The 24,833-nt window shown below is 58.8% G+C and carries 28 protein-coding genes; 23 read left to right on the forward strand and 5 right to left on the reverse strand.

Features of this window, described 5'->3' with window-relative positions; all coding sequences use genetic code 11:
• The first annotated feature begins 7 nt into the window (after nucleotides 1-7).
• From eutM to eutR, 12 genes are all read left to right on the forward strand, one after another.
• Nucleotides 8-298, forward strand: a complete 291-nt coding sequence (gene eutM / locus EGY08_RS23065) for an ethanolamine utilization microcompartment protein EutM (protein WP_000387720.1) — start codon at nucleotides 8-10, stop codon at nucleotides 296-298.
• Between the two features lie 114 nt (nucleotides 299-412).
• Nucleotides 413-700 (forward strand): ethanolamine utilization microcompartment protein EutN, encoded by a 288-nt coding sequence (gene eutN / locus EGY08_RS23070; protein ID WP_004123418.1) that lies wholly within the window; start codon nucleotides 413-415, stop codon nucleotides 698-700.
• Nucleotides 701-711: 11 nt separating this feature from the next.
• Nucleotides 712-2,115, forward strand: coding sequence for an aldehyde dehydrogenase family protein (locus EGY08_RS23075; protein ID WP_123828977.1), 1,404 nt, complete (start codon nucleotides 712-714; stop codon nucleotides 2,113-2,115).
• Between the two features lie 10 nt (nucleotides 2,116-2,125).
• The gene (gene eutJ / locus EGY08_RS23080) at nucleotides 2,126-2,965 is read left to right on the forward strand and encodes an ethanolamine utilization protein EutJ (protein ID WP_004123414.1); all 840 of its coding nucleotides are present in this window, start codon (nucleotides 2,126-2,128) and stop codon (nucleotides 2,963-2,965) included.
• Nucleotides 2,955-4,142: an ethanolamine utilization ethanol dehydrogenase EutG gene (gene eutG / locus EGY08_RS23085; RefSeq protein WP_123828978.1), complete on the forward strand. Its 1,188-nt coding sequence runs from the start codon at nucleotides 2,955-2,957 to the stop codon at nucleotides 4,140-4,142. The genes eutJ and eutG overlap by 11 nt, the downstream gene beginning before the upstream one ends.
• Before the next feature lie 170 nt (nucleotides 4,143-4,312).
• On the forward strand, nucleotides 4,313-5,545 hold the full coding sequence (gene eutH, locus EGY08_RS23090; RefSeq protein WP_004123412.1) for an ethanolamine utilization protein EutH: 1,233 nt from the start codon (nucleotides 4,313-4,315) through the stop codon (nucleotides 5,543-5,545).
• A complete protein-coding gene (gene eutA / locus EGY08_RS23095; RefSeq protein WP_004123411.1) occupies nucleotides 5,542-6,945 on the forward strand; it encodes an ethanolamine ammonia-lyase reactivating factor EutA in 1,404 nt (467 codons plus the stop codon). The genes eutH and eutA overlap by 4 nt, the downstream gene beginning before the upstream one ends.
• An 11-nt stretch (nucleotides 6,946-6,956) precedes the next feature.
• The gene (gene eutB, locus EGY08_RS23100; protein ID WP_004123409.1) at nucleotides 6,957-8,318 is read left to right on the forward strand and encodes an ethanolamine ammonia-lyase subunit alpha; all 1,362 of its coding nucleotides are present in this window, start codon (nucleotides 6,957-6,959) and stop codon (nucleotides 8,316-8,318) included.
• A gap of 20 nt (nucleotides 8,319-8,338) precedes the next feature.
• Entirely contained in the window at nucleotides 8,339-9,232 is an 894-nt protein-coding gene (gene eutC / locus EGY08_RS23105; protein WP_032742185.1) for an ethanolamine ammonia-lyase subunit EutC, read from the forward strand.
• Nucleotides 9,233-9,241: 9 nt separating this feature from the next.
• Nucleotides 9,242-9,901 (forward strand): ethanolamine utilization microcompartment protein EutL, encoded by a 660-nt coding sequence (gene eutL / locus EGY08_RS23110; protein WP_004123400.1) that lies wholly within the window; start codon nucleotides 9,242-9,244, stop codon nucleotides 9,899-9,901.
• Nucleotides 9,902-9,911: 10 nt separating this feature from the next.
• Entirely contained in the window at nucleotides 9,912-10,403 is a 492-nt protein-coding gene (gene eutK, locus EGY08_RS23115; RefSeq protein WP_004123393.1) for an ethanolamine utilization microcompartment protein EutK, read from the forward strand.
• A 48-nt stretch (nucleotides 10,404-10,451) separates the two neighbouring features.
• Nucleotides 10,452-11,504: an HTH-type transcriptional regulator EutR gene (gene eutR, locus EGY08_RS23120; RefSeq protein WP_004123391.1), complete on the forward strand. Its 1,053-nt coding sequence runs from the start codon at nucleotides 10,452-10,454 to the stop codon at nucleotides 11,502-11,504.
• Between the two features lie 132 nt (nucleotides 11,505-11,636).
• Here the strand turns inward: eutR and hemF are convergent, their stop codons facing one another.
• Together hemF and amiA are read right to left on the reverse strand one after the other, a co-directional pair.
• Nucleotides 11,637-12,536 carry an oxygen-dependent coproporphyrinogen oxidase gene (gene hemF, locus EGY08_RS23125; protein ID WP_087828511.1) on the reverse strand — a complete coding sequence of 300 codons (900 nt, stop codon included), beginning with the start codon at nucleotides 12,534-12,536 and terminating at the stop codon, nucleotides 11,637-11,639.
• The gene (gene amiA / locus EGY08_RS23130) at nucleotides 12,536-13,411 is read right to left on the reverse strand and encodes an N-acetylmuramoyl-L-alanine amidase AmiA (protein ID WP_004870750.1); all 876 of its coding nucleotides are present in this window, start codon (nucleotides 13,409-13,411) and stop codon (nucleotides 12,536-12,538) included. Before amiA ends, hemF begins: the two co-directional genes overlap by 1 nt.
• A 211-nt stretch (nucleotides 13,412-13,622) precedes the next feature.
• Here amiA and EGY08_RS23140 point away from each other — a divergent pair, with 211 nt between their 5' ends.
• The 9 genes from EGY08_RS23140 (at nucleotide 13,623) to cysM (ending at nucleotide 21,177) form a co-directional block, all read left to right on the forward strand.
• On the forward strand, nucleotides 13,623-14,048 hold the full coding sequence (locus tag EGY08_RS23140) for a GNAT family acetyltransferase (protein ID WP_004104360.1): 426 nt from the start codon (nucleotides 13,623-13,625) through the stop codon (nucleotides 14,046-14,048).
• Nucleotides 14,035-14,484, forward strand: coding sequence for a DUF2919 domain-containing protein (locus EGY08_RS23145; RefSeq protein WP_049113197.1), 450 nt, complete (start codon nucleotides 14,035-14,037; stop codon nucleotides 14,482-14,484). Before EGY08_RS23140 ends, EGY08_RS23145 begins: the two co-directional genes overlap by 14 nt.
• A 63-nt stretch (nucleotides 14,485-14,547) precedes the next feature.
• Nucleotides 14,548-15,123 (forward strand): RpoE-regulated lipoprotein, encoded by a 576-nt coding sequence (locus EGY08_RS23150; protein ID WP_004123384.1) that lies wholly within the window; start codon nucleotides 14,548-14,550, stop codon nucleotides 15,121-15,123.
• Between the two features lie 96 nt (nucleotides 15,124-15,219).
• Complete coding sequence (locus tag EGY08_RS23155; protein ID WP_004123382.1) at nucleotides 15,220-16,119, forward strand: Dyp-type peroxidase; 900 nt, start codon at nucleotides 15,220-15,222, stop codon at nucleotides 16,117-16,119.
• A 219-nt stretch (nucleotides 16,120-16,338) separates the two neighbouring features.
• Complete coding sequence (cysP, locus tag EGY08_RS23160) at nucleotides 16,339-17,355, forward strand: thiosulfate/sulfate ABC transporter substrate-binding protein CysP (protein WP_004123380.1); 1,017 nt, start codon at nucleotides 16,339-16,341, stop codon at nucleotides 17,353-17,355.
• Nucleotides 17,355-18,188 carry a sulfate/thiosulfate ABC transporter permease CysT gene (gene cysT, locus EGY08_RS23165; RefSeq protein WP_004123378.1) on the forward strand — a complete coding sequence of 278 codons (834 nt, stop codon included), beginning with the start codon at nucleotides 17,355-17,357 and terminating at the stop codon, nucleotides 18,186-18,188. Before cysP ends, cysT begins: the two co-directional genes overlap by 1 nt.
• Nucleotides 18,188-19,063 (forward strand): sulfate/thiosulfate ABC transporter permease CysW, encoded by an 876-nt coding sequence (gene cysW, locus EGY08_RS23170; RefSeq protein WP_004123376.1) that lies wholly within the window; start codon nucleotides 18,188-18,190, stop codon nucleotides 19,061-19,063. Before cysT ends, cysW begins: the two co-directional genes overlap by 1 nt.
• Entirely contained in the window at nucleotides 19,053-20,147 is a 1,095-nt protein-coding gene (gene cysA / locus EGY08_RS23175; RefSeq protein WP_004123374.1) for a sulfate/thiosulfate ABC transporter ATP-binding protein CysA, read from the forward strand. The genes cysW and cysA overlap by 11 nt, the downstream gene beginning before the upstream one ends.
• A 118-nt stretch (nucleotides 20,148-20,265) precedes the next feature.
• Complete coding sequence (gene cysM / locus EGY08_RS23180; RefSeq protein WP_004123372.1) at nucleotides 20,266-21,177, forward strand: cysteine synthase CysM; 912 nt, start codon at nucleotides 20,266-20,268, stop codon at nucleotides 21,175-21,177.
• On the opposite strand, the gene EGY08_RS23185 is transcribed toward cysM, so the two are convergent.
• The 3 genes from EGY08_RS23185 to ptsJ are packed head-to-tail and all read right to left on the reverse strand — an operon-like array spanning nucleotide 21,174 to nucleotide 23,644.
• The gene (locus EGY08_RS23185) at nucleotides 21,174-21,578 is read right to left on the reverse strand and encodes a YybH family protein (protein WP_123828980.1); all 405 of its coding nucleotides are present in this window, start codon (nucleotides 21,576-21,578) and stop codon (nucleotides 21,174-21,176) included. The genes cysM and EGY08_RS23185 overlap by 4 nt on opposite strands.
• A 45-nt stretch (nucleotides 21,579-21,623) precedes the next feature.
• Nucleotides 21,624-22,331 (reverse strand): type 1 glutamine amidotransferase, encoded by a 708-nt coding sequence (locus EGY08_RS23190; protein WP_049113205.1) that lies wholly within the window; start codon nucleotides 22,329-22,331, stop codon nucleotides 21,624-21,626.
• Nucleotides 22,332-22,345: 14 nt separating this feature from the next.
• Entirely contained in the window at nucleotides 22,346-23,644 is a 1,299-nt protein-coding gene (gene ptsJ, locus EGY08_RS23195) for a transcriptional regulator PtsJ (protein ID WP_123828982.1), read from the reverse strand.
• An 82-nt stretch (nucleotides 23,645-23,726) separates the two neighbouring features.
• Here ptsJ and pdxK point away from each other — a divergent pair, with 82 nt between their 5' ends.
• Both pdxK and EGY08_RS23205 read left to right on the forward strand, forming a co-directional pair.
• The gene (pdxK, locus tag EGY08_RS23200; protein WP_004123362.1) at nucleotides 23,727-24,593 is read left to right on the forward strand and encodes a pyridoxine/pyridoxal/pyridoxamine kinase; all 867 of its coding nucleotides are present in this window, start codon (nucleotides 23,727-23,729) and stop codon (nucleotides 24,591-24,593) included.
• The gene (locus EGY08_RS23205) at nucleotides 24,590-24,829 is read left to right on the forward strand and encodes a cytoplasmic protein (RefSeq protein ID WP_123828984.1); all 240 of its coding nucleotides are present in this window, start codon (nucleotides 24,590-24,592) and stop codon (nucleotides 24,827-24,829) included. The genes pdxK and EGY08_RS23205 overlap by 4 nt, the downstream gene beginning before the upstream one ends.
• Nucleotides 24,830-24,833 lie beyond the last annotated feature (4 nt).

The raw sequence follows: 24,833 nt of genomic DNA on the forward strand, positions 1-24,833 counted from the left end.
AAACACAATGGAAGCATTAGGAATGATTGAAACCCGGGGCCTGGTTGCGCTGATTGAGGCCTCTGACGCGATGGTCAAAGCCGCGCGCGTGAAGCTGGTTGGCGTGAAGCAGATTGGCGGCGGTCTGGTGACCGCGATGGTGCGCGGCGACGTGGCGGCGTGCAAAGCGGCCACCGATGCGGGTGCCGCGGCGGCGCAGCGCATTGGCGAGCTGGTCTCTGTGCACGTTATTCCGCGCCCGCATGGCGATCTGGAAGAGGTATTCCCCATCAGTTTCAAAGGCGACAGCAATATTTGACTCACGGCCGGATAAGCCGCGCAAGCGCCGCTATCCGGCATTAACGCGCGCTATTGCCTGATGGCGCTGCGCTTATCAGGCCTACGACTCACCACGTAATCCAGGGAGGCGGGTATGAAACTGGCAGTCGTCACGGGACACATTGTCTGCACCGTCCGCCATCAGGGGCTGGCGCACGACAAGCTGCTGATGGTGGAGATGATTGATGCCGCAGGGAAGCCTGACGGGCAGTGCGCCGTCGCCACCGATAGCATCGGCGCGGGAGCCGGGGAATGGGTTCTGCTGGTGAGTGGCAGCTCGGCGCGACAGGCGCACCGCAGCGAGGCGTCTCCTGTCGATTTGTGCGTCATCGGTATCGTCGATGAAGCGGTGGCCGGCGGTCAGGTGATTTTCCATAAATAGGACTGAACATCATGAATCAACAGGATATTGAACAGGTGGTGAAAGCGGTACTGCTGAAAATGACGGACAGCAGCAAGCCGGACAGTACCGTTCATGAGATGGGCGTCTTCGCCTCCCTTGATGACGCCGTCGCGGCAGCAAAAGTGGCTCAGCAGGGGTTGAAAAGCGTGGCGATGCGTAAGTTGGCGATTCACGCCATTCGCGAGGCGGGCGAAAAGCACGCCAGGGAATTAGCGGAGCTGGCGGTTAGCGAAACCGGCATGGGCCGCGTGGAGGATAAATTTGCCAAAAACGTGGCGCAGGCGCGCGGCACGCCGGGCGTGGAGTGCCTCTCTCCACAGGTGCTGACCGGCGATAACGGCCTGACGCTGATTGAAAACGCGCCGTGGGGCGTGGTGGCCTCGGTCACCCCATCCACCAACCCGGCGGCGACGGTGATTAATAACGCCATCAGCCTGATTGCCGCGGGCAACAGCGTGGTGTTCGCCCCGCATCCGGCGGCGAAAAAGGTCTCTCAGCGGGCGATTATGCTGCTCAACCAGGCGGTGATTGCCGCGGGTGGTCCGGCCAATCTGCTGGTCACCGTGGCGAACCCGGATATCGAAACGGCCCAGCGGCTGTTTAAGTACCCCGGCATTGGTCTGCTGGTGGTCACCGGCGGGGAAGCGGTGGTGGAATCCGCGCGTAAACATACCAATAAACGTTTGATCGCCGCTGGGGCCGGTAACCCGCCGGTAGTGGTCGACGAAACCGCCGACCTGGCGCGCGCCGCGCAGTCCATTGTCAAAGGCGCCTCGTTTGATAACAACATCATCTGCGCCGACGAAAAGGTGCTGATCGTGGTCGATAGCGTTGCCGACGAACTGATGCGCCTGATGGAAGGCCAGCAGGCGGTGAAGCTCAGCACCGCTCAGGCCGAGCAGCTTCAGCCGGTGCTGCTTAAAAATATCGATGAGCGCGGCAAAGGCACCGTCAGCCGCGACTGGGTTGGCCGCGACGCCGGCAAGATTGCCGCAGCCATCGGCCTGAACGTTCCGCAGCAGACGCGCCTGCTGTTCGTTGAAACCCCGGCCAGCCATCCGTTTGCCGTCACCGAACTGATGATGCCGGTGCTCCCGGTGGTACGGGTTGCCAACGTCGACGAAGCCATCGCGCTGGCGGTTCAGCTGGAAGGTGGCTGCCACCATACGGCGGCGATGCATTCGCGCAATATCGACAACATGAACCAGATGGCGAACGCCATTGATACCAGCATTTTCGTCAAAAACGGGCCGTGCATCGCCGGGCTCGGCCTGGGCGGGGAAGGCTGGACCACCATGACTATCACCACGCCAACCGGGGAAGGGGTGACCAGCGCGCGCACCTTTGTCCGCCTGCGCCGCTGCGTGCTGGTAGACGCCTTCCGAATTGTATAAGGGGCGACCGATGGCACACGACGAACAACGTTGGCTCACGCCCCGGCTGCAAAAAGCGGCAACCCTGTGTAACCAGACGCCTGCGCTCAGCGGTTCGCCGCTGTGGCTGGGTGTGGATTTAGGCACCTGCGATGTGGTGTCGATGGTGGTCGACGGTGACGGGCAGCCGGTTGCGGTGTGCCTCGACTGGGCGGACGTGGTGCGCGACGGCATCGTCTGGGATTTCTTCGGCGCCGTTACCATCGTGCGCCGCCATCTCGACGCGCTGGAACGGCAGCTTGGCTGCCGCTTCACTCATGCGGCGACCTCATTTCCTCCGGGTACCGATCCGCGTATTTCGATCAACGTGCTGGAGTCCGCAGGGTTAGAGGTGAGTCACGTACTCGATGAACCGACCGCGGTGGCGGACCTGCTGCAGCTCGATAACGCCGGCGTGGTGGATATCGGCGGCGGCACCACAGGGATCGCCATCGTGAAGCGCGGCAAAGTGATCTACTCCGCCGATGAAGCGACCGGTGGCCACCATATCTCCCTGACTCTCGCTGGTAACCGCCGCATTCCGCTGGAAGAGGCGGAGCAGTTCAAGCGCAGCAACGCGCAGGAGATTTGGCCGGTGGTGAAGCCGGTGTACGAAAAGATGGCGGAGATCGTCGCTCGTCATATTGACGGTCAGGAAATTGCCGATTTGTGGCTGGCGGGCGGCTCCTGCATGCAGCCGGGCGTGGATGCGCTGTTTCGTAAGCGCTTCCCGGAATTACAGGTGCATTTACCGCAGCACAGCCTGTTTATGACCCCGCTGGCGATAGCCAACAGTGGAAGAGAGAAAGCGGAGGGAATCAATGCAAGCTGAACTGCAGACGGCGCTTTTTCAGGCATTCGACACCTTGAATTTGCAGCGGGTGAAAACCTTCAGCGTGCCGCCGGTGACGCTGTGCGGCCTCGGCGCGCTCAGCGCCTGCGGCCAGGAAGCGCAAGCGCGAGGCGTAAAGCATCTGTTTGTGATGGTCGACAGCTTCCTGCATCAGGCGGGAATGACTGCCGGGCTTGCGCGCAGCCTGGCGGTGAAAGGCGTGGCGATGACCGTCTGGCCCTGTCCGCCAGGGGAGCCGTGCGTTACCGACGTCTGCGCGGCGGTGGCGCAGCTGCGCGAAGCGAAGTGCGACGGCGTGGTGGCCTTTGGCGGCGGTTCGGTGCTGGACGCGGCGAAAGCGGTGGCGCTGTTGGTCACCAACCCGGAGCAAACGCTAAGTGAGATGACGGAAAGCAGCATACTGCGCCCGCGTCTGCCGCTGATTGCGGTGCCGACGACCGCCGGAACCGGCTCAGAAACCACCAACGTGACGGTGATTATCGATGCGGTCGGCGGGCGCAAGCAGGTGCTGGCCCACGCCTCGCTCATGCCGGACGTGGCGATTCTCGACGCCGCCCTGACCGAAGGCGTTCCGCCCCAGGTGACGGCGATGACCGGGATAGACGCGCTGACCCACGCCGTAGAGGCATACAGCGCGCTCAACGCGACGCCCTTTACCGATAGTCTGGCGCTTGGCGCGATAGCGATGATTGGCCAGGCGCTGCCTAAGGCCGTGGGCTACGGTCACGATCTTGCCGCCCGCGAAAGTATGCTGCTGGCTTCCTGCATGGCGGGAATGGCTTTTTCCAGCGCCGGTCTGGGCTTATGCCATGCGATGGCGCATCAGCCCGGCGCGGCGCTGCATATTCCCCACGGCCAGGCCAACGCCATGCTGCTGCCAACGGTGATGGCGTTTAACCGCATGGTATGCCGCGAGCGGTTCAGCCAAATCGGCCGGGCGCTCACCGCTAAAAAAACCGATGACCACGAGGCAATTGCCGCCGTAGAGGCGTTGATCGCCGAAGTGGGCCTGAGTCAACGACTCTCAGATGCCGGCGCAAAGCTTGAGCATTTCAGCGCGTGGGCGCAGGCGGCGCAGGAGGACATTTGTCTGCGCACCAATCCACGCACCGCTGCCCGGGAGCAGATTATCGAGCTGTACGCGGCGGCGCACTGATGCGGCCTTAACACCGGCGAATTTTCCCGGAGGCGATGCTGCGCATCTGTCCGGGCTACAAGCCTGGCAAGCCGCGCTGAACCGGTAGCCCGGGCAAGGCGCTTTGCGCCGCCCCCGGGGGAAGGCCGCAGAGTGTTAATACAAATCATAAATGACAGGGAGTAAAGGCTATGGGAATTAACGAAATCATCATGTACATCATGATGTTCTTTATGCTGATTGCCGCCGTGGACAGGATCCTGTCGCAGTTTGGCGGTTCGGCGCGCTTTCTCGGCAAGTTTGGCAAAAGTATTGAAGGATCCGGCGGCCAGTTCGAAGAGGGCTTTATGGCGATGGGCGCGCTGGGCCTGGCGATGGTCGGGATGACCGCGCTGGCGCCGGTACTGGCGCATCTGCTCGGGCCGGTGATTATTCCGCTGTATGAAATGCTCGGCGCCAACCCGTCGATGTTCGCCGGAACGCTGCTGGCCTGCGATATGGGCGGCTTCTTCCTCGCCAAAGAGCTGGCGGGCGGCGACGTGGCGGCATGGCTCTATTCCGGCCTGATCCTCGGGGCGATGATGGGGCCGACGCTGGTGTTCTCCATTCCGGTCGCGCTCGGCATTATCGAGCCCTCCGACCGCCGCTACCTGGCGCTGGGCGTACTGGCCGGGATCGTCACGATTCCGATCGGCTGTATCGCCGGCGGCCTGGTGGCCATGTACTCCGGCGTGGAGATTAATGGACAGCCGGTAGAGTTCACCTTCGCGCTGATCCTGATGAATATGATCCCGGTGCTTATTGTCGCGGTGCTGGTAGCGCTGGGGCTGAAGTTTATTCCGGAAAAAATGATCAACGGCTTCCAGATCTTCGCCAAATTTCTGGTGGCGCTGATCACTATCGGCCTGGCGGCGGCGGTCATCAAGTTTCTGCTTGGCTGGGATCTGATCCCAGGACTCGACCCGATTTTTATGGCTCCCGGCGACCAGCCCGGCGAGGTGATGCGCGCTATCGAAGTTATTGGTTCGATCTCCTGCGTGCTGCTCGGCGCTTACCCGATGGTACTGCTGTTGACCCGCTGGTTTGAAAAGCCGCTGATGCGCGTCGGTAATCTGCTGAAAATCAATAATATGGCCGCCGGCGGCATGGTGGCGACGCTGGCTAACAACATCCCAATGTTCGGCATGATGAAGCAGATGGATACCCGCGGCAAAGTGATCAACTGCGCGTTCTCCGTGTCTGCCGCTTTCGCGCTGGGCGACCACCTGGGCTTCGCCGCCGCCAACATGAACGCCATGATTTTCCCGATGATCGTCGGCAAGCTGATCGGCGGCGTCACCGCTATCGGCGTGGCGATGCTGCTGGTGCCAAAAGATGAAAATGTACCCGCGGCAGCGAAAACCGAAGCGGAGGCGCAATCGTGAAAACTCGCCAGCTGCTGAGCGTTGGTATCGATATCGGCACCACTACCACTCAGGTGATCTTCTCCCGCCTTGAACTGGTTAACCGTGCGGCGGTGTCGCAGGTGCCGCGCTACGAATTTATCAAACGCGAAATTAGCTGGCAAAGCCCGGTCTTCTTCACCCCTGTCGATAAGCAGGGCGGTCTAAAGGAGGCCGAGCTCAAGGCGCTGATCCTGGCCCAGTATCAGGCCGCCGGCATTGCCCCCGAATCGGTGGACTCCGGGGCGATCATTATTACCGGCGAAAGCGCGAAAACCCGCAACGCCCGGCCGGCGGTGATGGCGCTCTCTCAGTCGCTCGGCGATTTCGTGGTGGCCAGCGCCGGGCCGCACCTGGAGTCGGTGATTGCCGGTCACGGCGCCGGGGCGCAAGCCCTGTCGGCACAGCGCCTGTGCCGGGTTCTCAACATTGATATCGGTGGTGGCACGTCAAACTATGCCCTGTTTGACGCCGGCAAAGTCAGCGGCACCGCCTGCCTCAACGTCGGCGGTCGCCTGCTGGAGACCGACAGCCAGGGGCGCGTGGTCCATGCGCATCAGCCTGGACAGATGATTGTCGATGCGGTTTTCGGTCCTGGAACCTGCGCCCGCTCGCTGACCGCCGGGCAGCTGGCCCAGGTGGCGCGGCGGATGGCGGAGCTGATCGTCGAAGTCATTGACGGCGCGCTCTCTCCGCTGGCGCAACGGCTGATGCAAACCAGCCTGCTGCCCGCAGGGGCGATACCCGAGGTAATTACCCTTTCCGGCGGAGTGGGCGAGTGCTATCGCAACCAGCCCGCCGACCCGTTCTGCTTTGCGGATATCGGGCCGCTGCTGGCTACGGCGCTACATGAGCATCCGCGCCTGCGTGAGATGAACGTGCAGTTCCCGGCGCAAACCGTGCGCGCCACGGTGATTGGCGCCGGCGCGCACACGCTTTCGCTCTCTGGCAGCACCATCTGGCTGGAGGGAGTTCAGCTACCGCTGCGCAACCTGCCGGTGGCGATCCCGCCTGATGACGCCGATCTGCTGAGCGCCTGGCAGCAGGCGCTGATGCAGCTCGATCTGGATCCTAAAACGGATGCTTACGTGCTGGCGCTTCCCGCATCGCTACCGGTGCGCTACGCCACCCTGCTGGTGGTGATTGACGCCCTATTAGCTTTTGTCGCGCGCTTTCCCAACCCGCATCCACTGCTGGTGGTGGCGGAGCAGGACTTTGGCAAAGCGCTGGGCATGCTGCTGCGTCCTCAGCTGCAACAACTCCCGCTGGCGGTCATCGATGAGGTGAGCGTACGGGCGGGGGACTATATCGACATTGGTACGCCTCTTTTTGGCGGATCGGTTGTGCCGGTGACGGTGAAATCACTCGCATTTCCTTCCTGAGGGAACGACTTATGAAACTAAAGACCACATTGTTCGGCAATGTTTATCAATTTAAGGATGTAAAAGAGGTGCTGGCTAAAGCCAACGAACTGCGTTCGGGGGATGTGCTGGCGGGCGTGGCGGCGGAAAGTTCGCAGCAGCGTGTGGCGGCGAAGCAGGTGCTCTCCGATATGACGGTCGCCGATATTCGTAACAACCCGGTGATTCCGTATGAAGAGGATTGCGTGACGCGCCTGATCCAGGACGACGTCAACGAAACCGCCTATCAACGGATTAAAAACTGGACCATCAGCGACCTGCGCGAATACGTGCTGAACGATGAAGTCAGTAGCGACGATATTGCGTTTGTGCGTAAAGGGCTGACCTCGGAAGTGGTGGCGGCGGTGGCGAAGGTCTGCTCCAACGCCGACCTGATCTACGGCGCGAAGAAAATGCCGGTGATTAAAAAAGCCAACACCACCATCGGCTTGCCGGGCACCTTTAGCTGCCGCCTGCAGCCGAACGATACCCGCGATGACGTGCAGAGCATTGCTGCGCAAATCTACGAAGGGCTCTCTTTCGGCGCGGGCGATGCGGTGATCGGCGTCAACCCGGTGACCGATGATGTGGAGAACCTGACCCGCGTCCTTGATACCGTCTACGGCGTTATCGATAAATTCAATATCCCGACCCAGGGCTGCGTGCTGGCGCACGTCACCACCCAGATTGAAGCGATTCGCCGCGGCGCCCCGGGCGGCTTGATCTTCCAGAGCATCTGTGGCAGCGAAAAGGGGCTAAAAGAGTTTGGCGTGGAGCTGGCGATGCTCGACGAAGCGCGCGCGGTGGGGGCCGAGTTTAACCGCATCGCCGGGGAGAACTGCCTGTACTTTGAAACTGGGCAGGGCTCGGCGCTGTCGGCTGGCGCTAACTTCGGCGCCGATCAGGTGACGATGGAGGCGCGTAACTACGGCCTGGCACGGCACTACGATCCGTTCCTCGTCAATACCGTGGTGGGCTTTATCGGGCCGGAGTATCTCTATAACGATCGGCAGATTATTCGCGCCGGTCTCGAAGATCACTTTATGGGCAAGCTGAGCGGCATCTCGATGGGCTGCGACTGCTGCTACACCAACCATGCCGACGCCGACCAGAACCTCAATGAAAACCTGATGATTCTGCTCGCCACCGCCGGCTGCAACTACATCATGGGCATGCCGCTCGGCGACGACATCATGCTCAACTATCAGACCACCGCATTTCACGATACCGCCACCGTCCGTCAGCTGCTGAATTTACGGCCGTCGCCGGAGTTCGAACGCTGGCTGGAAACCATGGGCATTATGGCAAACGGTCGTCTGACCAAACGGGCGGGCGATCCGTCACTGTTCTTTTGATGACGCGGGGATGACACATGATGGATCAAAAGCAGATTGAAGAAATTGTACGCAGCGTGATGGCGTCAATGGGACAACCGCAAACGGCTGCGCAAGCGCCTGAGGCGGAGGTGGCGAAATGCGCCAGCCGGTGCGAGGTCGCGGCGGAGAGCTGCGCGTTGGATTTAGGTTCGCCAGAGGCGAAAGGCTGGATTGGCGTGCAGCAGCCGCATCGCGCGGAAGTGCTGACCGAACTGAAACGCAGCACCGCGGCGCGCGTGTGTACCGGTCGCGCCGGTCCGCGTCCGCGCACCCTTGCGCTGCTTCGCTTCCTCGCCGACCACTCCCGTTCCAAGGATACGGTGCTGAAAGAGGTGCCGGAGGAGTGGGTGAAAACCCAGGGCCTACTGGAGGTTCGCTCCGAGATTAGCGACAAGAACCTCTACCTGACGCGCCCGGATATGGGCCGTCGGCTGAGTCCGGAGGCGATTGAGGCGCTGAAGGCGCAGTGCGTGGCGAATCCTGACGTTCAGGTGGTGGTGTCCGATGGCCTCTCTACCGACGCGATCACCGTCAACTATGAAGAGATCCTACCACCGCTGCTGTCGGGCCTGAAGCAGGCCGGGCTGAAGGTCGGTACGCCATTCTTCGTCCGCTACGGGCGGGTCAAAATTGAAGATCAGATTGGCGAAATCCTCGGCGCGAAGGTGGTGATTTTGCTGGTGGGTGAACGCCCGGGGCTAGGGCAGTCGGAAAGCCTCTCCTGTTACGCCGTTTATTCGCCGCGCGTAGCGACCACCGTCGAAGCGGACCGGACCTGTATTTCAAATATTCACCAGGGCGGCACGCCGCCGGTAGAAGCCGCCGCGGTGATCGTCGATTTGGCCAAACGCATGCTGGAGCAGAAGGCTTCCGGCATCAACATGACTCGGTAAGGAGGCATCATGCCTGCATTAGATTTAATTCGCCCTTCAGTGACGGCCATGCGCGTGATTGCTTCAGTGAATGACGGCTTTGCCCGCGAGCTTAAATTACCGCCACATATACGTAGCCTCGGACTCATCACGGCGGATTCAGATGATGTGACTTATATTGCCGCTGACGAAGCGACAAAACAGGCGATGGTCGAAGTGGTGTATGGCCGCTCTCTCTACGCCGGCGCGGCTCACGGTCCGTCGCCAACCGCAGGTGAAGTGCTGATTATGCTGGGCGGCCCGAATCCGGCGGAAGTTCGCGCCGGTCTGGATGCGATGGTGGCGCATATCGAAAATGGGGCCGCGTTCCAGTGGGCCAACGATGCCGAAGATACGGCGTTTCTGGCGCACGTGGTGTCACGAACTGGCTCTTATCTCTCGTCTACCTCCGGTATCGCATTGGGCGATCCGATCGCTTACCTGGTAGCGCCGCCGCTGGAGGCGACCTTCGGCATCGATGCGGCAATGAAATCGGCCGACGTTCAGCTGGTGACCTACGTGCCGCCGCCGTCGGAAACCAACTATTCCGCCGCGTTTTTGACGGGTAGCCAGGCCGCCTGTAAAGCCGCCTGCAATGCCTTTACCGATGCCGTTCTGGATATTGCCCGTCATCCAATTCAGCGCGCGTAAGGGGGAAGCGATGATCAACGCCCTGGGATTACTGGAAGTGGACGGTATGGTCGCCGCCGTTGACGCGGCGGATGCGATGCTGAAGGCGGCCAACGTGCGGCTGCTCAGCCATGAGGTCCTCGACCCCGGCAGGCTGACGTTGGTGGTGGAAGGCGACCTGGCGGCATGCCGGGCGGCGTTGGATGCCGGCAGCGCTGCGGCGCAGCGTACGGGGCGCGTTATTAGTCGTCGGGAGATCGGTCGTCCTGAAGAGGATACCCAGTGGCTGATCGGCGGCTTTCAACGGCCGCCGAAAGCGCCCGAGCCGCCTGAGCGGTCCGAGGAAGCGGAATCCTCCGCGCCCTTACTGACGCTGCTGGCGTCGGCGCGTCAGGGAATGACCGCCGGGGAAGTGGCCGCACATTTCGGCTGGTCGCTTGAGGAAGCCAGGAAGGCGCTGGAGCAGCTGTTTTCTACCGGAGCGTTGCGTAAACGCAGTAGCCGCTATCGCTTAAAAAATTAACCTGTCGGAGGTGCCGGGATCGTGAAAACGCTCCCGGTTTAAAAGATCATGAAAAAGAAAACACCGGCCAACCTGCACCATCTTTATCATGAAGCATTACCCGAAGACGTTAAGCTAACGCCGATGGTCGAGGTGGACAACGTCCACCAGCGGCGAACCACCGATGTCTATGAACATGCCCTGACGATTACCGCCTGGCAGCAGATTTACGATCAGCTTCATCCGGGGAAATTCCACGGTGAATTTACCGAAATCCTGCTCGATGATATTCAGGTCTTTCGTGAATATACCGGTCTGGCCCTGCGCCAGTCTTGCCTGGTGTGGCCTAACTCGTTCTGGTTCGGTATTCCGGCCACTCGCGGCGAGCAGGGATTTATTGGCTCACAGTGTCTCGGCAGCGCCGAAATCGCCACCCGGCCCGGCGGCACGGAGTTCGAACTCAGTACGCCGGACGATTACACCATTCTTGGGGTGGTCATTTCAGAGGACGTGATTACCCGCCACGCGGGCTTCCTGCATCACCCGGAAAGAGTGCTGCATATGTTGCGTAACCAGTCGGCGCTGGAAGTCAAAGAGCAGCATAAAGCGGCGCTGTGGGGCTTCGTGCAGCAGGCGCTGGCGACGTTCAGCGAGAACCCGGAAAACCTGCATCAGCCCGCGGTGCGCAAAGTGTTGGGTGATAATCTGCTGCTGGCGATGGGGGCGATGCTGGAGGAGGCGCAACCGATCGTCACCGCCGAGAGCATCAGCCATCAGAGTTACCGGCGGCTGCTGTCCCGGGCGCGGGAGTATGTACTGGAGAATATGTCGGAGCCGCTGACCGTTCTCGACCTGTGCAATCAGCTGCACGTCAGCCGCCGTACGCTGCAAAACGCCTTTCACGCAATTCTCGGAATAGGACCGAACGCGTGGCTGAAGCGTATACGCTTAAACGCGGTGCGCCGGGAGCTGATCAGCCCGTGGTCGCAGAGCGCCACGGTTAAGGATGCCGCAATGCAGTGGGGATTCTGGCATCTGGGCCAGTTCGCCACCGATTATCAGCAGCTGTTCGCCGAGAAACCGTCGCTGACGCTGCATCAGCGGATGCGGCAGTGGGCGTGATGGCGATTGATTTACCGGATGGTGTTTCATGCCGTTATCGTAGGCCTGTAAGCGTAGCGCCATCGGGCAAAGCAGCGCCGGATGGCGGCGTAAACGCCTTATCCGGCCTACGAACCGCGCCATCAGGCAATTTTATACCCAGTCGCGCACCTGAATGAACTTGCCTAGCGCCGCTTCCGGGCTATCCGCTGCCGGCTGGTAGTTATATTCCCAGCGTACCAGCGGCGGCATTGACATCAGGATGGACTCGGTGCGGCCGCCGGTTTGCAGGCCGAACAGGGTGCCGCGATCCCATACCAGGTTAAACTCCACGTAGCGCCCGCGACGGTAGAGCTGAAAATCCCGCTCGCGTTCACCCCATGCTATTTCCCTGCGTCGCTCGACAATCGGCAAATACGCCTCGGTATAGCCGTTACCCACCGCCTGCATAAAGTCAAAGCAATGATCGAAGCTGGGGGTATTCAAATCATCGAAAAACAGGCCGCCGATGCCGCGCTGCTCGTTACGGTGTTTGAGAAAGAAATAGTCATCGCACCACTTTTTATAACGCGGATAAACGTCTTCGCCGAAGGGCTGGCACAGATCGCGGGCGGTACGATGCCAGTGCACGGCATCTTCTTCAAAGCCGTAGTAGGGGGTTAAATCGAAGCCGCCGCCGAACCACCATACAGGATCGGCGCCCGGTTTTTCCGCGATAAAGAAGCGCACGTTGGCATGGCTGGTGGGGATATAGGGGCTGCGCGGATGCACGACCAGCGAGACGCCCATCGCTTCAAAGCTGCGGCCAGCCAGCTCAGGACGGTGAGCAGTAGCGGAAGCCGGCATCGCATCGCCGTGCACGTGCGAAAAGTTAACCCCAGCCTGCTCAAAGATCCCGCCATCGCGCAGCACCCGGCTGCGCCCGCCGCCGCCGCCTTCCCGTCGCCAGCTATCTTCGACAAATTCGTCGCCGTCAACGGCGCTGAGCTTTTGGCAGATAGCATCCTGGAGCTGAAGGAGGAAGGCTTTTACCTGGTGCGCGTCGGGTCTCATTAACGTCTCTTCGAATGGGCTTTCTGGTTATCGAACCAGTGGAAATAGCTGATAATGCCGTTGGCAATCGCTGTGGCGATTTTCTGCCGGAAGGCAGTGGTGCCGAGCAGTTTTTCTTCGTTCGGATTGGTAATAAACGACGTCTCTACCAGTACCGACGGAATCGATGGCGATTTCAGCACCACGAACGCCGCCTGTTCGGTATTGCGGCTGTGCAGCTTATGCACTGGCTTAATCTTTTTCAGGATATGCGAGCCGAGCGTCAGGCTGTTTTTGATGGTATCAGTTTGTACCAGGTCGAACAGCACTTGCTGCAATAGGTGGTCTTTATCCGTCGTTTTCTTGCCGGCCACTTCATCCGCCCGGTTTTCACGGTCCGAGAGATATTTCGCCATGGCGCTACTGGCGCCGCGGTTGGAGAGGGCGAAAACGGAGGCGCCGGCCGCGCTCGGGTTGGTGAAGCCGTCAGCGTGAATTGACATAAACAGATCGGCGCCGTGCTGGTGGGCGATCTCCACGCGGTCATAGAGCGGAATAAAGGTGTCGCCGCTGCGCGTCAGGCGCGCATCGATACCGTTGCTACGCAGGATGCTGCGCACGTTTTTAGCGATCGCCAGCACTACGTGCTTCTCTTTTGAACCGTTATGGCCGATAGCGCCAGTGTCAATACCGCCATGGCCCGGGTCGAGCATCACGACGCGTTTGGCGCCTTTTTTCTTCGCTGCGGGTTTGCTGTGCCCATTGGATGTTTTCAATGGCTGTTGTTCTTTCGCGCTGGCCTGTGAGGCGATCCCTGAAAGCGTGATTGCTGCCAGCCCGGCTTTCAGCACCTGGCGGCGCGAAGCAAGTATTTTTAAAGGTTTAAAAGTGCTCATTCGGCCTGAATTGCAAACAAGTGGTAACCAATGTTATATCGTATCGTGTTTTCTGATACGACCATTCAAAATAAGAATTGTTTTACTTTTCATTTCAATACATGACAAAGTCATATTATGCCATTTTTTGCGGCTCATTGCGCCTGATATTGGCTATCGGGCACAATCGCGCCATAATCTCTGTTTTTAACCGTCAATGGTGGGGAATACCATGGAGATACGCGTTTTTCGCCAGCAAGATTTCGAAGAGGTCATTACCCTGTGGGAGCGTTGCGATCTCCTGCGACCATGGAACGATCCGGAAATGGACATTGAACGTAAGCTGAACCACGATGCCAGCCTGTTTCTGGTCGCCGAGGTTAACGGAGAAGTGGTCGGCACGGTGATGGGCGGTTATGACGGTCATCGCGGGTCTGCCTATTATCTTGGCGTGCATCCTGAATATCGCGGACGCGGTATTGCTAACGCGCTGCTTAACCGGCTGGAGAAAAAGCTGATTGCCCGCGGCTGCCCGAAAATAAACATTATGATACGCGAAGATAATGACGTGGTGCAGGGGATGTACGAACGCCTTGGCTATGAGCATTCAGATGTACTGTGCCTCGGCAAGCGCCTAATTGAAGATGAAGAATACTGAGTTTATCCCCGCCGATTTTGATACCCACGGCCGCCTGCGTTTGCCGTTTCTTTTTTGGTGCGTACTGCTGCTTCAGGCGCGAACATGGGTGCTGTTTCTGATGGCCGGCGCGTCACGGCAGCAGGGCGACGCGCTGCTGAATCTGTTTTATCCGGACCACGATAATTTTTGGCTGGGATTGCTCCCCGGCATCCCGGCGGTGCTGGCGTTTATTATTAGCGGGCATCGTCAGCGCTTTCCCCGGCTCTGGCCCCTGATGCGCTGGTTGCTGGCGCTTTCCCAGCTATTGCTGTTGGTCTGGCAACCACTGCTGTGGATGAGCGGCGAATCGCCCTCGGCGCTGACCATCGGCCTGCTGGCGGCGGATCTTTATGCGCTCTGGTGGCTGTTAAGCAGCCGTCGGCTGCAGGCCTGTTTTCGCGAAGAACAGGTTTAACGGCACTTTTTGCCGATCGCGCACTCCAACATGCGTTGAATAAATCAGAAAGGACACTCAGTCATGAAATCGCTACGTTTATTTCTCTGCGCATTACCGCTGGCTTTAACCGGCTGCTCGACGATGAGCTCGGTTAACTGGTCGGCGGCCTATCCGTGGAACTGGTTTGGTTCCTCCACGGAAGTGACCGAACAGGGCGTAGGCAACCTGACGGCGTCAACGCCGCTGAACGAACAGGCGATCGGTGATGCGCTCGGCAGCAGCTACCGCCTGCGCAGCGGCATGAAAACGGCTAACGGTAATATTGTGCGCTATTTCGAAGCGTTAAAAGATGGCAAGGTCGCGCTCACCATTAACGGCGAGAGCGGGACTATCAGCCGCATCGACGTGCGCGATAGCAATATCAAAGCCGCCAGCGGCGTGAAAATTGGTACCCCGTTCAGCGATATCTACAGCAAAGCGTTTGGCAACTGCCAGAAAGGCAGCAACGACAACGGTGCCGTGGTGGAATGCAAGGCCGAGGGCAGCCAGCATATTAGCTATGCTTTCACCGGCAACTGGAGCGGTCCTGAAGAGTTAATGCCCTCCGACGACACGCTGAAGAACTGGAAGGTGAGCAAGATTATCTGGCGCCGCTAATTTGATCTGAAGTGATTCGAGGTCCTGAAAAAGCGGGTACAATAACGCCTTAAAAAAGCCACAGCGTTGTGGCTGTCCTATTTTTCAGGAGGAGCGATGTCTCAGGTTCAGAGCGGCATTTTGCCGGAACATTGCCGTGCGGCGATTTGGATTGAAGCAAATGTCAAAGGCGATGTTGACGCCCTGCGTGAAGCCAGCAAAGTGTTTGCCGATAAGTTAGCCACCTTTCAGGCGAAATACCCGCAAGCGAAGCTGGGGGCGGTGGTGGCTTTTGGCCATAACGTCTGGCGCCAGCTGAGCGGCGGCGTTGGGGCCGAAGAGCTAAAAGACTTTCCGGCCTACGGCAAAGGTCTGGCGCCGTCGACCCAGTACGATGTGCTGATCCACATTCTCTCCGCGCAGCATGAGCTGAACTTCTCTGTGGCGCAGGCGGCCATGTCTGCTTTTGGCGCAGCAGTTGATGTTAAAGAAGAGATTCATGGCTTTCGCTGGATTGAAGAGCGCGATCTGAGCGGCTTTGTCGACGGTACTGAAAACCCGGCCGGCGAAGAGACGCGCCGTGAAGTGGCGGTGATTCAGGATGGCGTCGATGCGGGCGGCAGCTACGTATTCGTGCAGCGCTGGGAGCACAACCTCAAGCAGCTTAATCGCATGAGCGTCCCTGACCAGGAGATGATGATCGGCCGCACCAAAGAAGCCAACGAAGAGATTGACGGCGACGATCGTCCGGACACCTCTCACCTGAGCCGCGTGGATCTGAAAGAAGAGGGAAAAGGGCTGAAGATTGTCCGTCAGAGCCTGCCGTACGGCACCGCCAGCGGTACCCACGGCCTCTACTTTTGCGCTTACTGCGCCCGTCTGTACAACATTGAGCAGCAGCTGCTGAGCATGTTCGGCGATACTGACGGTAAGCGTGATGCGATGCTGCGTTTTACCAAACCGGTGACCGGCGGATACTACTTCGCGCCTTCGCTGGATAGACTGCTGGCGCTGTAAGATTTCCCCTCTCCCCACAAGGGGAGGAAACCGTTCGGCACCGCAGGCAAGCGTCGAACGGTTTCCGGTTCTGAATGCGTGATTCAGATAAGCTTTGCCATTTCCTTATTCTCTTTTCGACTTCCAAATCGCCAAACGGTATATAAAACCGTTACTCCTTTCATAGCCGTTATAAATATGATGATCAGCAGAAAATCATCATATTGATAAGGGTGCGCAATGGCCGTTAAATCATTAACAAAAGGATATCTGGCGCTGGCTGCTTCTGTGCTGCTGGTTGCGCAGGCGCAGGCGACGGAACTGCTGAACAGTTCCTACGATGTTTCCCGCGAGCTGTTTGCCGCCCTTAACCCGCAGTTTGAACAGCAGTGGGCGAAAGATAACGGCGGCGATAAGCTGACGATTAAACAATCTCATGCCGGGTCATCAAAACAGGCGCTGGCGATTCTGCAAGGGCTTAAGGCCGACGTGGTGACCTACAATCAGGTGACCGACGTCCAGATTCTGCACGATAAAGGCAAACTGATCCCGGCGGACTGGCAAAGCCGTCTGCCGAATAACAGCTCGCCGTTTTACTCGACGATGGGATTCCTGGTGCGTAAAGGCAACCCGAAAAATATCCACGACTGGAATGACTTAGTGCGTTCCGACGTGAAGCTGATTTTCCCGAACCCGAAGACCTCCGGCAATGCCCGTTACACCTACCTGGCTGCCTGGGGGGCCGCGGACAAAGCTGACGGCGGCGATAAAGCGAAAACCGAGCAGTTTATGACTCAGTTTCTGAAAAACGTCGAGGTGTTTGATACCGGCGGGCGCGGCGCAACTACCACCTTTGCCGAGCGTGGGCTTGGCGATGTGCTGATTAGCTTCGAGTCTGAAGTGAATAACATTCGTAAACAGTACGAAGATCAGGGCTTTGAGGTGGTCATTCCTAAAACCAATATCCTCGCTGAATTCCCGGTTGCCTGGGTGGATAAAAACGTGCAGGCCAACGGAACGGAGAAAGCGGCGAAAGCCTACCTGAACTGGCTCTATAGCCCGCAGGCGCAGACGGTCATCACGGACTATTACTATCGCGTGAACAACCCGAAAGTGATGGATTCCCTGAAAGAGAAATTCCCGCAGACCGAGCTGTTCCGCGTGGAAGATAAATTTGGTTCCTGGCCGGAAGTGATGAAAACCCATTTTGCCAGCGGCGGTGAGCTGGACAAACTGCTGGCGGCGGGGCGTAAGTAATGTTTGCAGTATCGACTAAACGCGTGCTGCCGGGCTTTACCTTAAGCCTCGGGACCAGCCTGCTGTTCGTCTGCCTGATCCTATTGTTACCGCTCAGCGCGCTGGTGATGCAGCTTGCCCAGATGAGCTGGGCGCAGTACTGGGATGTGGTCACTAACCCGCAGGTGGTAGCGGCCTATAAAGTGACGCTGCTCTCGGCGTTTGTGGCGTCGATTTTTAACGGCGTGTTCGGTCTGCTGATGGCGTGGATCTTAACCCGCTACCGCTTCCCGGGCCGCACGCTGCTTGATGCTCTGATGGATTTGCCGTTTGCGCTGCCGACGGCCGTTGCCGGCTTAACCCTCGCGTCGCTCTTCTCCGTGAACGGGTTGTACGGCGAGTGGCTGGCGAAATTTGATATTAAAGTCACCTATACGTGGCTCGGTATCGCGGTGGCCATGGCCTTTACCAGCATCCCGTTTGTGGTGCGTACCGTGCAGCCGGTGCTGGAAGAGCTGGGCCCGGAATATGAAGAAGCGGCGGAAACCCTGGGCGCCACGCGCTGGCAGAGCTTTCGCAAGGTGGTGCTGCCGGAGCTTTCCCCGGCGCTGATGGCCGGCGTTGCGCTGTCCTTTACCCGCAGCCTCGGGGAGTTCGGCGCGGTGATTTTTATCGCCGGCAACATTGCGTGGAAAACGGAAGTTACCTCGCTGATGATTTTTATCCGTTTGCAGGAGTTCGATTACCCGGCGGCGAGCGCGATCGCTTCGGTGATCCTCGCTGCCTCGCTGCTGCTGCTGTACTCGATTAACACTCTGCAAAGTCGCTTTGGTCGACGTGTGGTAGGTCACTGATGGCGGAAGTTACGCAATTGAAGCGATACGATGCGCCCCGCATCAACTGGGGTAAATGGTTTCTGATAGGTGCGGGCGTGCTGGTTTCTGCCTTCATCCTGATTGTGCCGATGGTCTATATCTTCGTGCAGGCCTTTAGCAAAGGCCTGATGCCGGTGCTGCAAAATCTTGCAGACCCGGACATGCTGCACGCCATCTGGCTAACGGTCATGATTGCCTTGATTACCGTACCGGTAAACCTGGTTTTCGGTACGCTGCTGGCGTGGCTGGTGACGCGCTTTACCTTTCCAGGCCGTCAGCTGCTGTTGACGCTGCTGGATATACCTTTTGCCGTCTCGCCGGTGGTGGCGGGTCTGGTTTATCTGCTGTTTTACGGTTCTAACGGTCCGCTGGGCGGCTGGCTCGATGAGCATAACCTACAGATTATGTTTGCCTGGCCGGGTATGGTCCTGGCGACCATTTTTGTGACCTGTCCGTTTGTGGTCCGCGAACTGGTGCCGGTGATGATGAGCCAGGGCAGTAATGAAGATGAGGCGGCGATTCTGCTCGGCGCTTCGGGCTGGCAGATGTTCCGCCGGGTTACGCTGCCCAACATTCGCTGGGCGCTGCTCTACGGCGTGGTGCTGACTAACGCCCGCGCGATTGGTGAATTCGGCGCCGTGTCGGTGGTTTCCGGCTCAATTCGCGGCGAAACCTTATCGCTGCCGCTACAAATTGAACTACTGGAGCAGGATTACAATTCCGTCGGTTCCTTTACCGCCGCCGCCCTGCTGACGTTAATGGCTATTTTGACCCTATTTTTGAAGAGTATGGTGCAATGGCGTTTGGCCAATCAGGAAAAACGCGCGCAACTGGAGGGAAATCATGAGCATTGAGATTGCCAATATTAAGAAGTCTTTTGGTCGCACGCAGGTGCTGAATGATATCTCGCTGGATATCCCCTCCGGACAGATGGTCGCGCTACTGGGGCCGTCAGGCTCCGGGAAAACCACGCTGCTGCGTATCATCGCCGGGCTGGAAAATCAGTCCAGCGGCCATATCCGTTTTCACGGTACCGACGTCAGCCGCGTGCATGCACGCGACCGTAAAGTCGGCTTCGTGTTCCAGCACTACGCGCTGTTTCGCCATATGACGGTGTTCGACAATATCGCCTTTGGCCTGACGGTACTGCCGCGTCGTGAACGACCAAATGCTGCCGGCATCAAGGCAAAAGTCACCAAACTGCTGGAGATGGTCCAGCTGGCGCATCTGGCGGATCGCTATCCGGCCCAGCTTTCCGGCGGGCAGAAGCAGCGCGTCGCGTTAGCGCGCGCGCTGGCGGTTGAACCGCAGATTCTGCTGCTGGATGAACCTTTTGGCGCGCTGGACGCCCAGGTACGTAAAGAATTGAGACGCTGGCTGCGTCAGCTGCACGAAGAGCTGAAATTTACCAGCGTATTTGTCACGCACGATCAGGAAGAGGCGACCGAAGTTGCCGATCGCGTGGTGGTCATGAGCCAGGGCAATATCGAACAGGCCGATGCGCCCGATCGGGTATGGCGCGAGCCGGCCACTCGTTTTGTGCTGGAGTTCATGGGCGAAGTTAACCGCCTGAAGGGAACCCTTCGCGGCGGTCAGTTCCACGTCGGCGCGCATCGCTGGCCGTTGGGCTATACCCCGGCGTACCAGGGGCCGGTCGATCTGTTCTTGCGTCCGTGGGAAGTGGATATCAGCCGTCGTACCAGCCTGGATTCGCCGCTGCCGGTACAGGTGCTGGAAGCGAGCCCGAAAGGCCACTACACCCAATTAGTTGTGCAGCCTCTCGGGTGGTATGACGAACCGCTAACCGTGGTGCATCAGGGTGAAGATGCGCCGCACCGCGGGGAACGCCTGTTTGTTGGCCTGCAGAACGCGCGTCTGTACAACGGCAATGAACGTATTGAGCCGCGCGAGGAGCTTGCTCTGGCTGAATCGGCCTGATAGCTTATTGCATAGTTTATCGCCCGGTGGCGCTTCGCCTATCGGGCCTACAGTTATCACTACGTCTTGTAGGCCGGGTAAGCGAAGCGCCACCCGGCTTTTTTATTGAGTAGAAATCGTGAATACACTCGAACACACCATCGGCAACACTCCTCTGGTCAAACTGCAGCGCATGGGGCCGGACAACGGCAGCGAAATATGGGTCAAACTCGAAGGCAACAATCCCGCGGGCTCGGTGAAAGACAGAGCGGCGCTGTCGATGATTGTCGAGGCTGAAAAGCGCGGAGAAATTAAGCCCGGTGATGTGCTGATTGAAGCGACCAGCGGCAACACCGGCATTGCGCTGGCGATGATCGCCGCGCTTAAAGGCTATCAGATGAAGCTGCTGATGCCGGACAACATGAGCCAGGAGCGCCGTGCCGCCATGCGCGCCTACGGCGCGGAGCTAATTCTGGTGACGAAAGAGCAGGGAATGGAAGGTGCGCGTGACTTAGCGTTAGAAATGGCACAGCGCGGCGAAGGCAAGCTGCTCGATCAGTTCAACAACCCGGACAACCCGTACGCGCACTACACCACCACCGGGCCGGAAATCTGGCGGCAGACCGACGGGCGGATCACCCATTTTGTCTCCAGTATGGGCACCACCGGCACCATTACCGGCGTATCGCGTTTTCTGCGCGAGCAGGATAAAGCGGTGAGCATCGTCGGACTGCAGCCGGAAGAGGGGAGCAGTATTCCCGGAATTCGCCGCTGGCCTGCCGAATATATGCCGGGTATTTTTAACGCGCAGCTGGTGGACGTGGTGCTCGATATCCATCAACAGGATGCCGAAAACACCATGCGGATGCTGGCGGTGAAGGAAGGGATTTTCTGCGGCGTCAGTTCCGGCGGCGCGGTGGCGGGCGCGTTGCGCGTTGCCCGCGAAAATCCCGGCGCGGTAGTGGTGGCGATCGTTTGCGATCGCGGCGATCGCTACCTTTCTACCGGTGTATTTGGCGAAGAGCACTTTACCCAGGGCGCGGGAATTTAAACTTCGGGCATGTCGAGCAGGTCGGTACCGTAGGAGTTGTCCACGGTGCAGAGCCAGCGTTCGCCCTGCTGACGAAAGACATAGGTTGCGCGCCGCGTGACCTGTGTTATCCCGGCTTCTGTCGGGATATCCGGTCGGGTCTCCATAATCACCAGCGCATTATCGCCGCCTTCGATGATCTCCATTTTTCCCTGCGTCACCACCAGCCGGTGCTGGAAATAGTCGGCAATGGCGATAAACGCGTTGCGAATATTTTCTTTGCCTCTGACCACCATGCCTGGTTTGACGACAAGCGCGGCGTCTTCAGCGTAATATTCCATCAGTGTTGCGTAATCTTTTTGGGAGATAGCGCGATCGCAGGCTTCGATGGCGGCTTTAAGTTGCGGGTTGGGATTGTGCATTTCTGGCGATCCTCGCATTGTCGGGCTTGAATAAAAGCGTTTTGCTTACTTTGCCGTCAGCTTATCAAGGAACACCCATAGCTTCTCATTCATTTCGCGATAATCCCAGGCGCGCATCTCCTGTTCACTGCGAATGAAACGCCTGCCTCTGGCGGCGCTGAGCTCCAGCTGTGAATGAGAGATCAGCAGCTCGATGACCTCAGCATCAAACTCCATGTGGCACTGGAAGCCATAGACCCGGTCGCTGTATTTCACAATTTGCCGCGGGCAGCCTTCGCTGGAGGCCATCACTTCCGCCTCTGGCGTCAGGCCAGGCATATCGTTATGCCAGTGGCCGACGACCAGCGAGGGGCCAAAATGGGCCAGTTTGTCATCCTGCAGACCTGCGGTGGTGAGCGTGATAGGATAGTGGCCGACCTCTTTTTCTGGACTCTGCATAACCGGCGCGCCCAGCGCTTCGCCGATAAGCTGCGAGCCGAGACAAATCCCCACCACGATCCGCCCGGCGGCAATGGCCTGTGCAATCAAACGCTGCTCGGCGTGGCTATCAAACCAGGGGCACTCAGTTAATGTTGTGCGCGGAGATTGTGGGCCGCCGAGCACAACCAGCATATCAAAAGCATCGGCGTTTTCCGGGAGCGCATCTCCCGCATATACCCGCGACCAGCTGGTACCGTAGCCGCGCGCCTGCGCCCAGCGCAGGTAAGCCCCCGGCGCTTCAAAGACTTCATGGACGATAAAGTGGATCTGCATAGCGTTAACTCCCGTCACTGTTGTTGTAATACCTGGTATAAGTCATTGGCGAGCTTATTAATTTCATTATCGTTAAGCGTTGCAAGCGACAACCGCAGCCCGTGCGCTGGGGCGCGAATGCCGAACGTTTCGCCTTCGCGAACCAGCCAGCCGGCGTGCGCCAGACGGAGCGCCACCGGCTGGCTCGGCTCCTGCAGCGGGAACCAAAAATTAAGCCCGTCTCCTGGCGTCAGGTGGGTGATTCCGCGGCTGGCGAGGGCGGCAATCAGCTTTTCATGCTGCTGACGATAGTGGCGCCGGGTTTCCGCCAGAGAGGCCATAAAGGCGTTGTCGTTAAGGCAGGCGATGACCAGATCCTGCAACAGATGGCTGACCCATTGGCTACCGGAATTAAGCCTCAGTCGCAGCGCCGCCGACGTGTCGGCGTCGCTGGCGACGATGGCCAGACGCATATCCGGCCCCAGGGTTTTTGACAGGGAGCGTACCAGCGCCCAACGCTGGCTTTCCACGGCGATAGGGGAGTACCAGGGCGTGGCGGAGAGCAGCGCGAAATGATCGTCAACAATTACCAGAACCTGCGGATAGCGGGCCAGTATTTGGCGTATTGCCCGGGCGCGGGAATCGCTGAGGCTACAGCCGGTCGGATTGTGCGCGCGCGGGGTGATAATGACCGCCCGGGCGCCGTTGCGCAGCGCCTCTTCAAGGGACTCAGGTTGCATGCCTTCCCCGTCGACCGGCACCGGGGAAGGGTGAAAACCGGCATAGCGCAGCATATTGATGCTGCTGAGAAAGCAGGGATCTTCAATGGCCACGCTATCGCCGGACAGCAGCAGGGCGCATAGCAGGCGCTCAAGCGCATCGACGGCGCCGCTGGCGAGGTTAATCTCGGCGTCCATCTCCAGATCCGGGTTAACCCAGCGGCTGGCCCACGCGGCCAGCCGAGGCTCAACCGCCGCATCGCCGTACAGACGGGGCGTTAAAGCAATCGCACCGAGGGAGTGCTTGAGGTCCGCCAGGCGAGCGGGATCGGGATTACCGCTGGAAATATCCTTCAGCGGCGAAGAGGGATCGCCCCCTTCAATGGCGGGAAGAGTATTATGCGTTTTAATGGCGGTGCCATTACGCCCTTGACTGATGGCCAGACCGGAGGTTACCAGGCGCTTATAGGCGGCAGCGACGGTATTGCGATTAACCGCCAGCTTGCCAGCCAGCTCGCGGACCGGCGGCAAAATATCGCCAGGCTTGAGCGCGCCGCTTTGTACCAGATGGCGGATGTTATCGAAGATCTCACTGGCAGTTTTTCCAACGATCATTATTGACCTATGACAAAATGAATTTTAGCATAGGACGAATGATAATCAGAGTCTGACTCGCTGTCCAGCGGGAGGAGAAAGGATGGATCAGCAAGATGAAATACAATCGGTGCTCTTTAACGATAAAAGCCGGGCGCTGCAGGTCGATATTGTGGCCGTGCAGTCGCAGGTGGTCTACGGCAGCGTAGGCAACAGTATTGCGATACCGGCGATAAAGCAGCATGGCCTGCGGGTCATCGCGGTGCCGACGGTGCTGTTCAGCAATACGCCGCACTATGATACTTACTATGGCGGCGTTATCCCGGAAGAGTGGTTTGCCGGCTATTTAAAGGCGCTGGAGGAGCGTGACGCGCTCCGCGAGCTGCGGGCGGTAACGACCGGCTATATGGGCAGCGCCGTGCAGATTAAGCGTCTGGCGCAATGGCTGCTGCGCATTCGCGAGCACCATCCTGAACTGTGTATTATCGTTGATCCCGTCATTGGCGATGTGGATAGCGGCATCTACGTCAAGGCCGAGATCCCTGAAGCCTACCGTGCGCATTTGCTCCCGTTGGCTCAGGTGATCACGCCCAATCTGTTTGAGCTGGAGACGCTAAGCGGCCTGCCTTGTCATAATCAGCAGGAGGCGATTATTGCCGCCCGTAGTCTGCTCTCTGATTCACTGAAATGGGTCGTTATTACCAGCGCACCGGGAGCGGATAGCGCCACGATCAACGTGCTGGTGGTTAGCGCAGAGTCGGTCGAGGTGATCGAACATCCGCGTGTAGAAACCGACCTTAAGGGAACGGGCGATCTTTTTTGCGCCGAACTGGCCTGCGGCCTGGTGGGCGGAATGCCGCTGGGCGACGCCGCTAAAGTCGCCGCGCAGCGGGTGCTGGCGGTTATGACGTGGACCGATGAACAGGGCTGCGATGAGCTCATTCTGCCGCCGAGAGGGGAAGGAGTATGAAGAGCTATCGCTTAGTGGTGCGTCAGCAGGGAAGAGTCGTCGGTCATTTTGAAACGACCGGCAGCGAAGCGCTGGAAGATATCTGCGAAATTGGTTCGCTCTTTGGCGCCGTGGGTGGATATCAGTATGATTTGCTGGTTTCTGATAGCGAGAAGCGGATTCTGGAAAGCAGTCCAGAAGGGATGAAAATACTTTCGCGAGAGAAGCGCTACCGGCCGTTTAAAGCGGCGATATAAAAAA

The sequence above is a fragment of the Klebsiella sp. FDAARGOS_511 genome, from assembly GCF_003812845.1.
Lineage (GTDB): Bacteria > Pseudomonadota > Gammaproteobacteria > Enterobacterales > Enterobacteriaceae > Klebsiella > Klebsiella grimontii.

Coding starts and splice junctions, on each gene's coding strand:
- eutM (WP_000387720.1), top strand. CDS start 8: ATGGAAGCATTAGGAATGATTGAAACCCGGGGCCTGGTTGCGCTGATT.
- eutN (WP_004123418.1), top strand. CDS start 413: ATGAAACTGGCAGTCGTCACGGGACACATTGTCTGCACCGTCCGCCAT.
- EGY08_RS23075 (WP_123828977.1), top strand. CDS start 712: ATGAATCAACAGGATATTGAACAGGTGGTGAAAGCGGTACTGCTGAAA.
- eutJ (WP_004123414.1), top strand. CDS start 2,126: ATGGCACACGACGAACAACGTTGGCTCACGCCCCGGCTGCAAAAAGCG.
- eutG (WP_123828978.1), top strand. CDS start 2,955: ATGCAAGCTGAACTGCAGACGGCGCTTTTTCAGGCATTCGACACCTTG.
- eutH (WP_004123412.1), top strand. CDS start 4,313: ATGGGAATTAACGAAATCATCATGTACATCATGATGTTCTTTATGCTG.
- eutB (WP_004123409.1), top strand. CDS start 6,957: ATGAAACTAAAGACCACATTGTTCGGCAATGTTTATCAATTTAAGGAT.
- eutC (WP_032742185.1), top strand. CDS start 8,339: ATGGATCAAAAGCAGATTGAAGAAATTGTACGCAGCGTGATGGCGTCA.
- eutL (WP_004123400.1), top strand. CDS start 9,242: ATGCCTGCATTAGATTTAATTCGCCCTTCAGTGACGGCCATGCGCGTG.
- eutK (WP_004123393.1), top strand. CDS start 9,912: ATGATCAACGCCCTGGGATTACTGGAAGTGGACGGTATGGTCGCCGCC.
- eutR (WP_004123391.1), top strand. CDS start 10,452: ATGAAAAAGAAAACACCGGCCAACCTGCACCATCTTTATCATGAAGCA.
- hemF (WP_087828511.1), bottom strand. CDS start 12,536: ATGAGACCCGACGCGCACCAGGTAAAAGCCTTCCTCCTTCAGCTCCAG.
- amiA (WP_004870750.1), bottom strand. CDS start 13,411: ATGAGCACTTTTAAACCTTTAAAAATACTTGCTTCGCGCCGCCAGGTG.
- EGY08_RS23140 (WP_004104360.1), top strand. CDS start 13,623: ATGGAGATACGCGTTTTTCGCCAGCAAGATTTCGAAGAGGTCATTACC.
- EGY08_RS23145 (WP_049113197.1), top strand. CDS start 14,035: ATGAAGAATACTGAGTTTATCCCCGCCGATTTTGATACCCACGGCCGC.
- EGY08_RS23150 (WP_004123384.1), top strand. CDS start 14,548: ATGAAATCGCTACGTTTATTTCTCTGCGCATTACCGCTGGCTTTAACC.
- EGY08_RS23155 (WP_004123382.1), top strand. CDS start 15,220: ATGTCTCAGGTTCAGAGCGGCATTTTGCCGGAACATTGCCGTGCGGCG.
- cysP (WP_004123380.1), top strand. CDS start 16,339: ATGGCCGTTAAATCATTAACAAAAGGATATCTGGCGCTGGCTGCTTCT.
- cysT (WP_004123378.1), top strand. CDS start 17,355: ATGTTTGCAGTATCGACTAAACGCGTGCTGCCGGGCTTTACCTTAAGC.
- cysW (WP_004123376.1), top strand. CDS start 18,188: ATGGCGGAAGTTACGCAATTGAAGCGATACGATGCGCCCCGCATCAAC.
- cysA (WP_004123374.1), top strand. CDS start 19,053: ATGAGCATTGAGATTGCCAATATTAAGAAGTCTTTTGGTCGCACGCAG.
- EGY08_RS23185 (WP_123828980.1), bottom strand. CDS start 21,578: ATGCACAATCCCAACCCGCAACTTAAAGCCGCCATCGAAGCCTGCGAT.
- EGY08_RS23190 (WP_049113205.1), bottom strand. CDS start 22,331: ATGCAGATCCACTTTATCGTCCATGAAGTCTTTGAAGCGCCGGGGGCT.
- ptsJ (WP_123828982.1), bottom strand. CDS start 23,644: ATGATCGTTGGAAAAACTGCCAGTGAGATCTTCGATAACATCCGCCAT.
- pdxK (WP_004123362.1), top strand. CDS start 23,727: ATGGATCAGCAAGATGAAATACAATCGGTGCTCTTTAACGATAAAAGC.
- EGY08_RS23205 (WP_123828984.1), top strand. CDS start 24,590: ATGAAGAGCTATCGCTTAGTGGTGCGTCAGCAGGGAAGAGTCGTCGGT.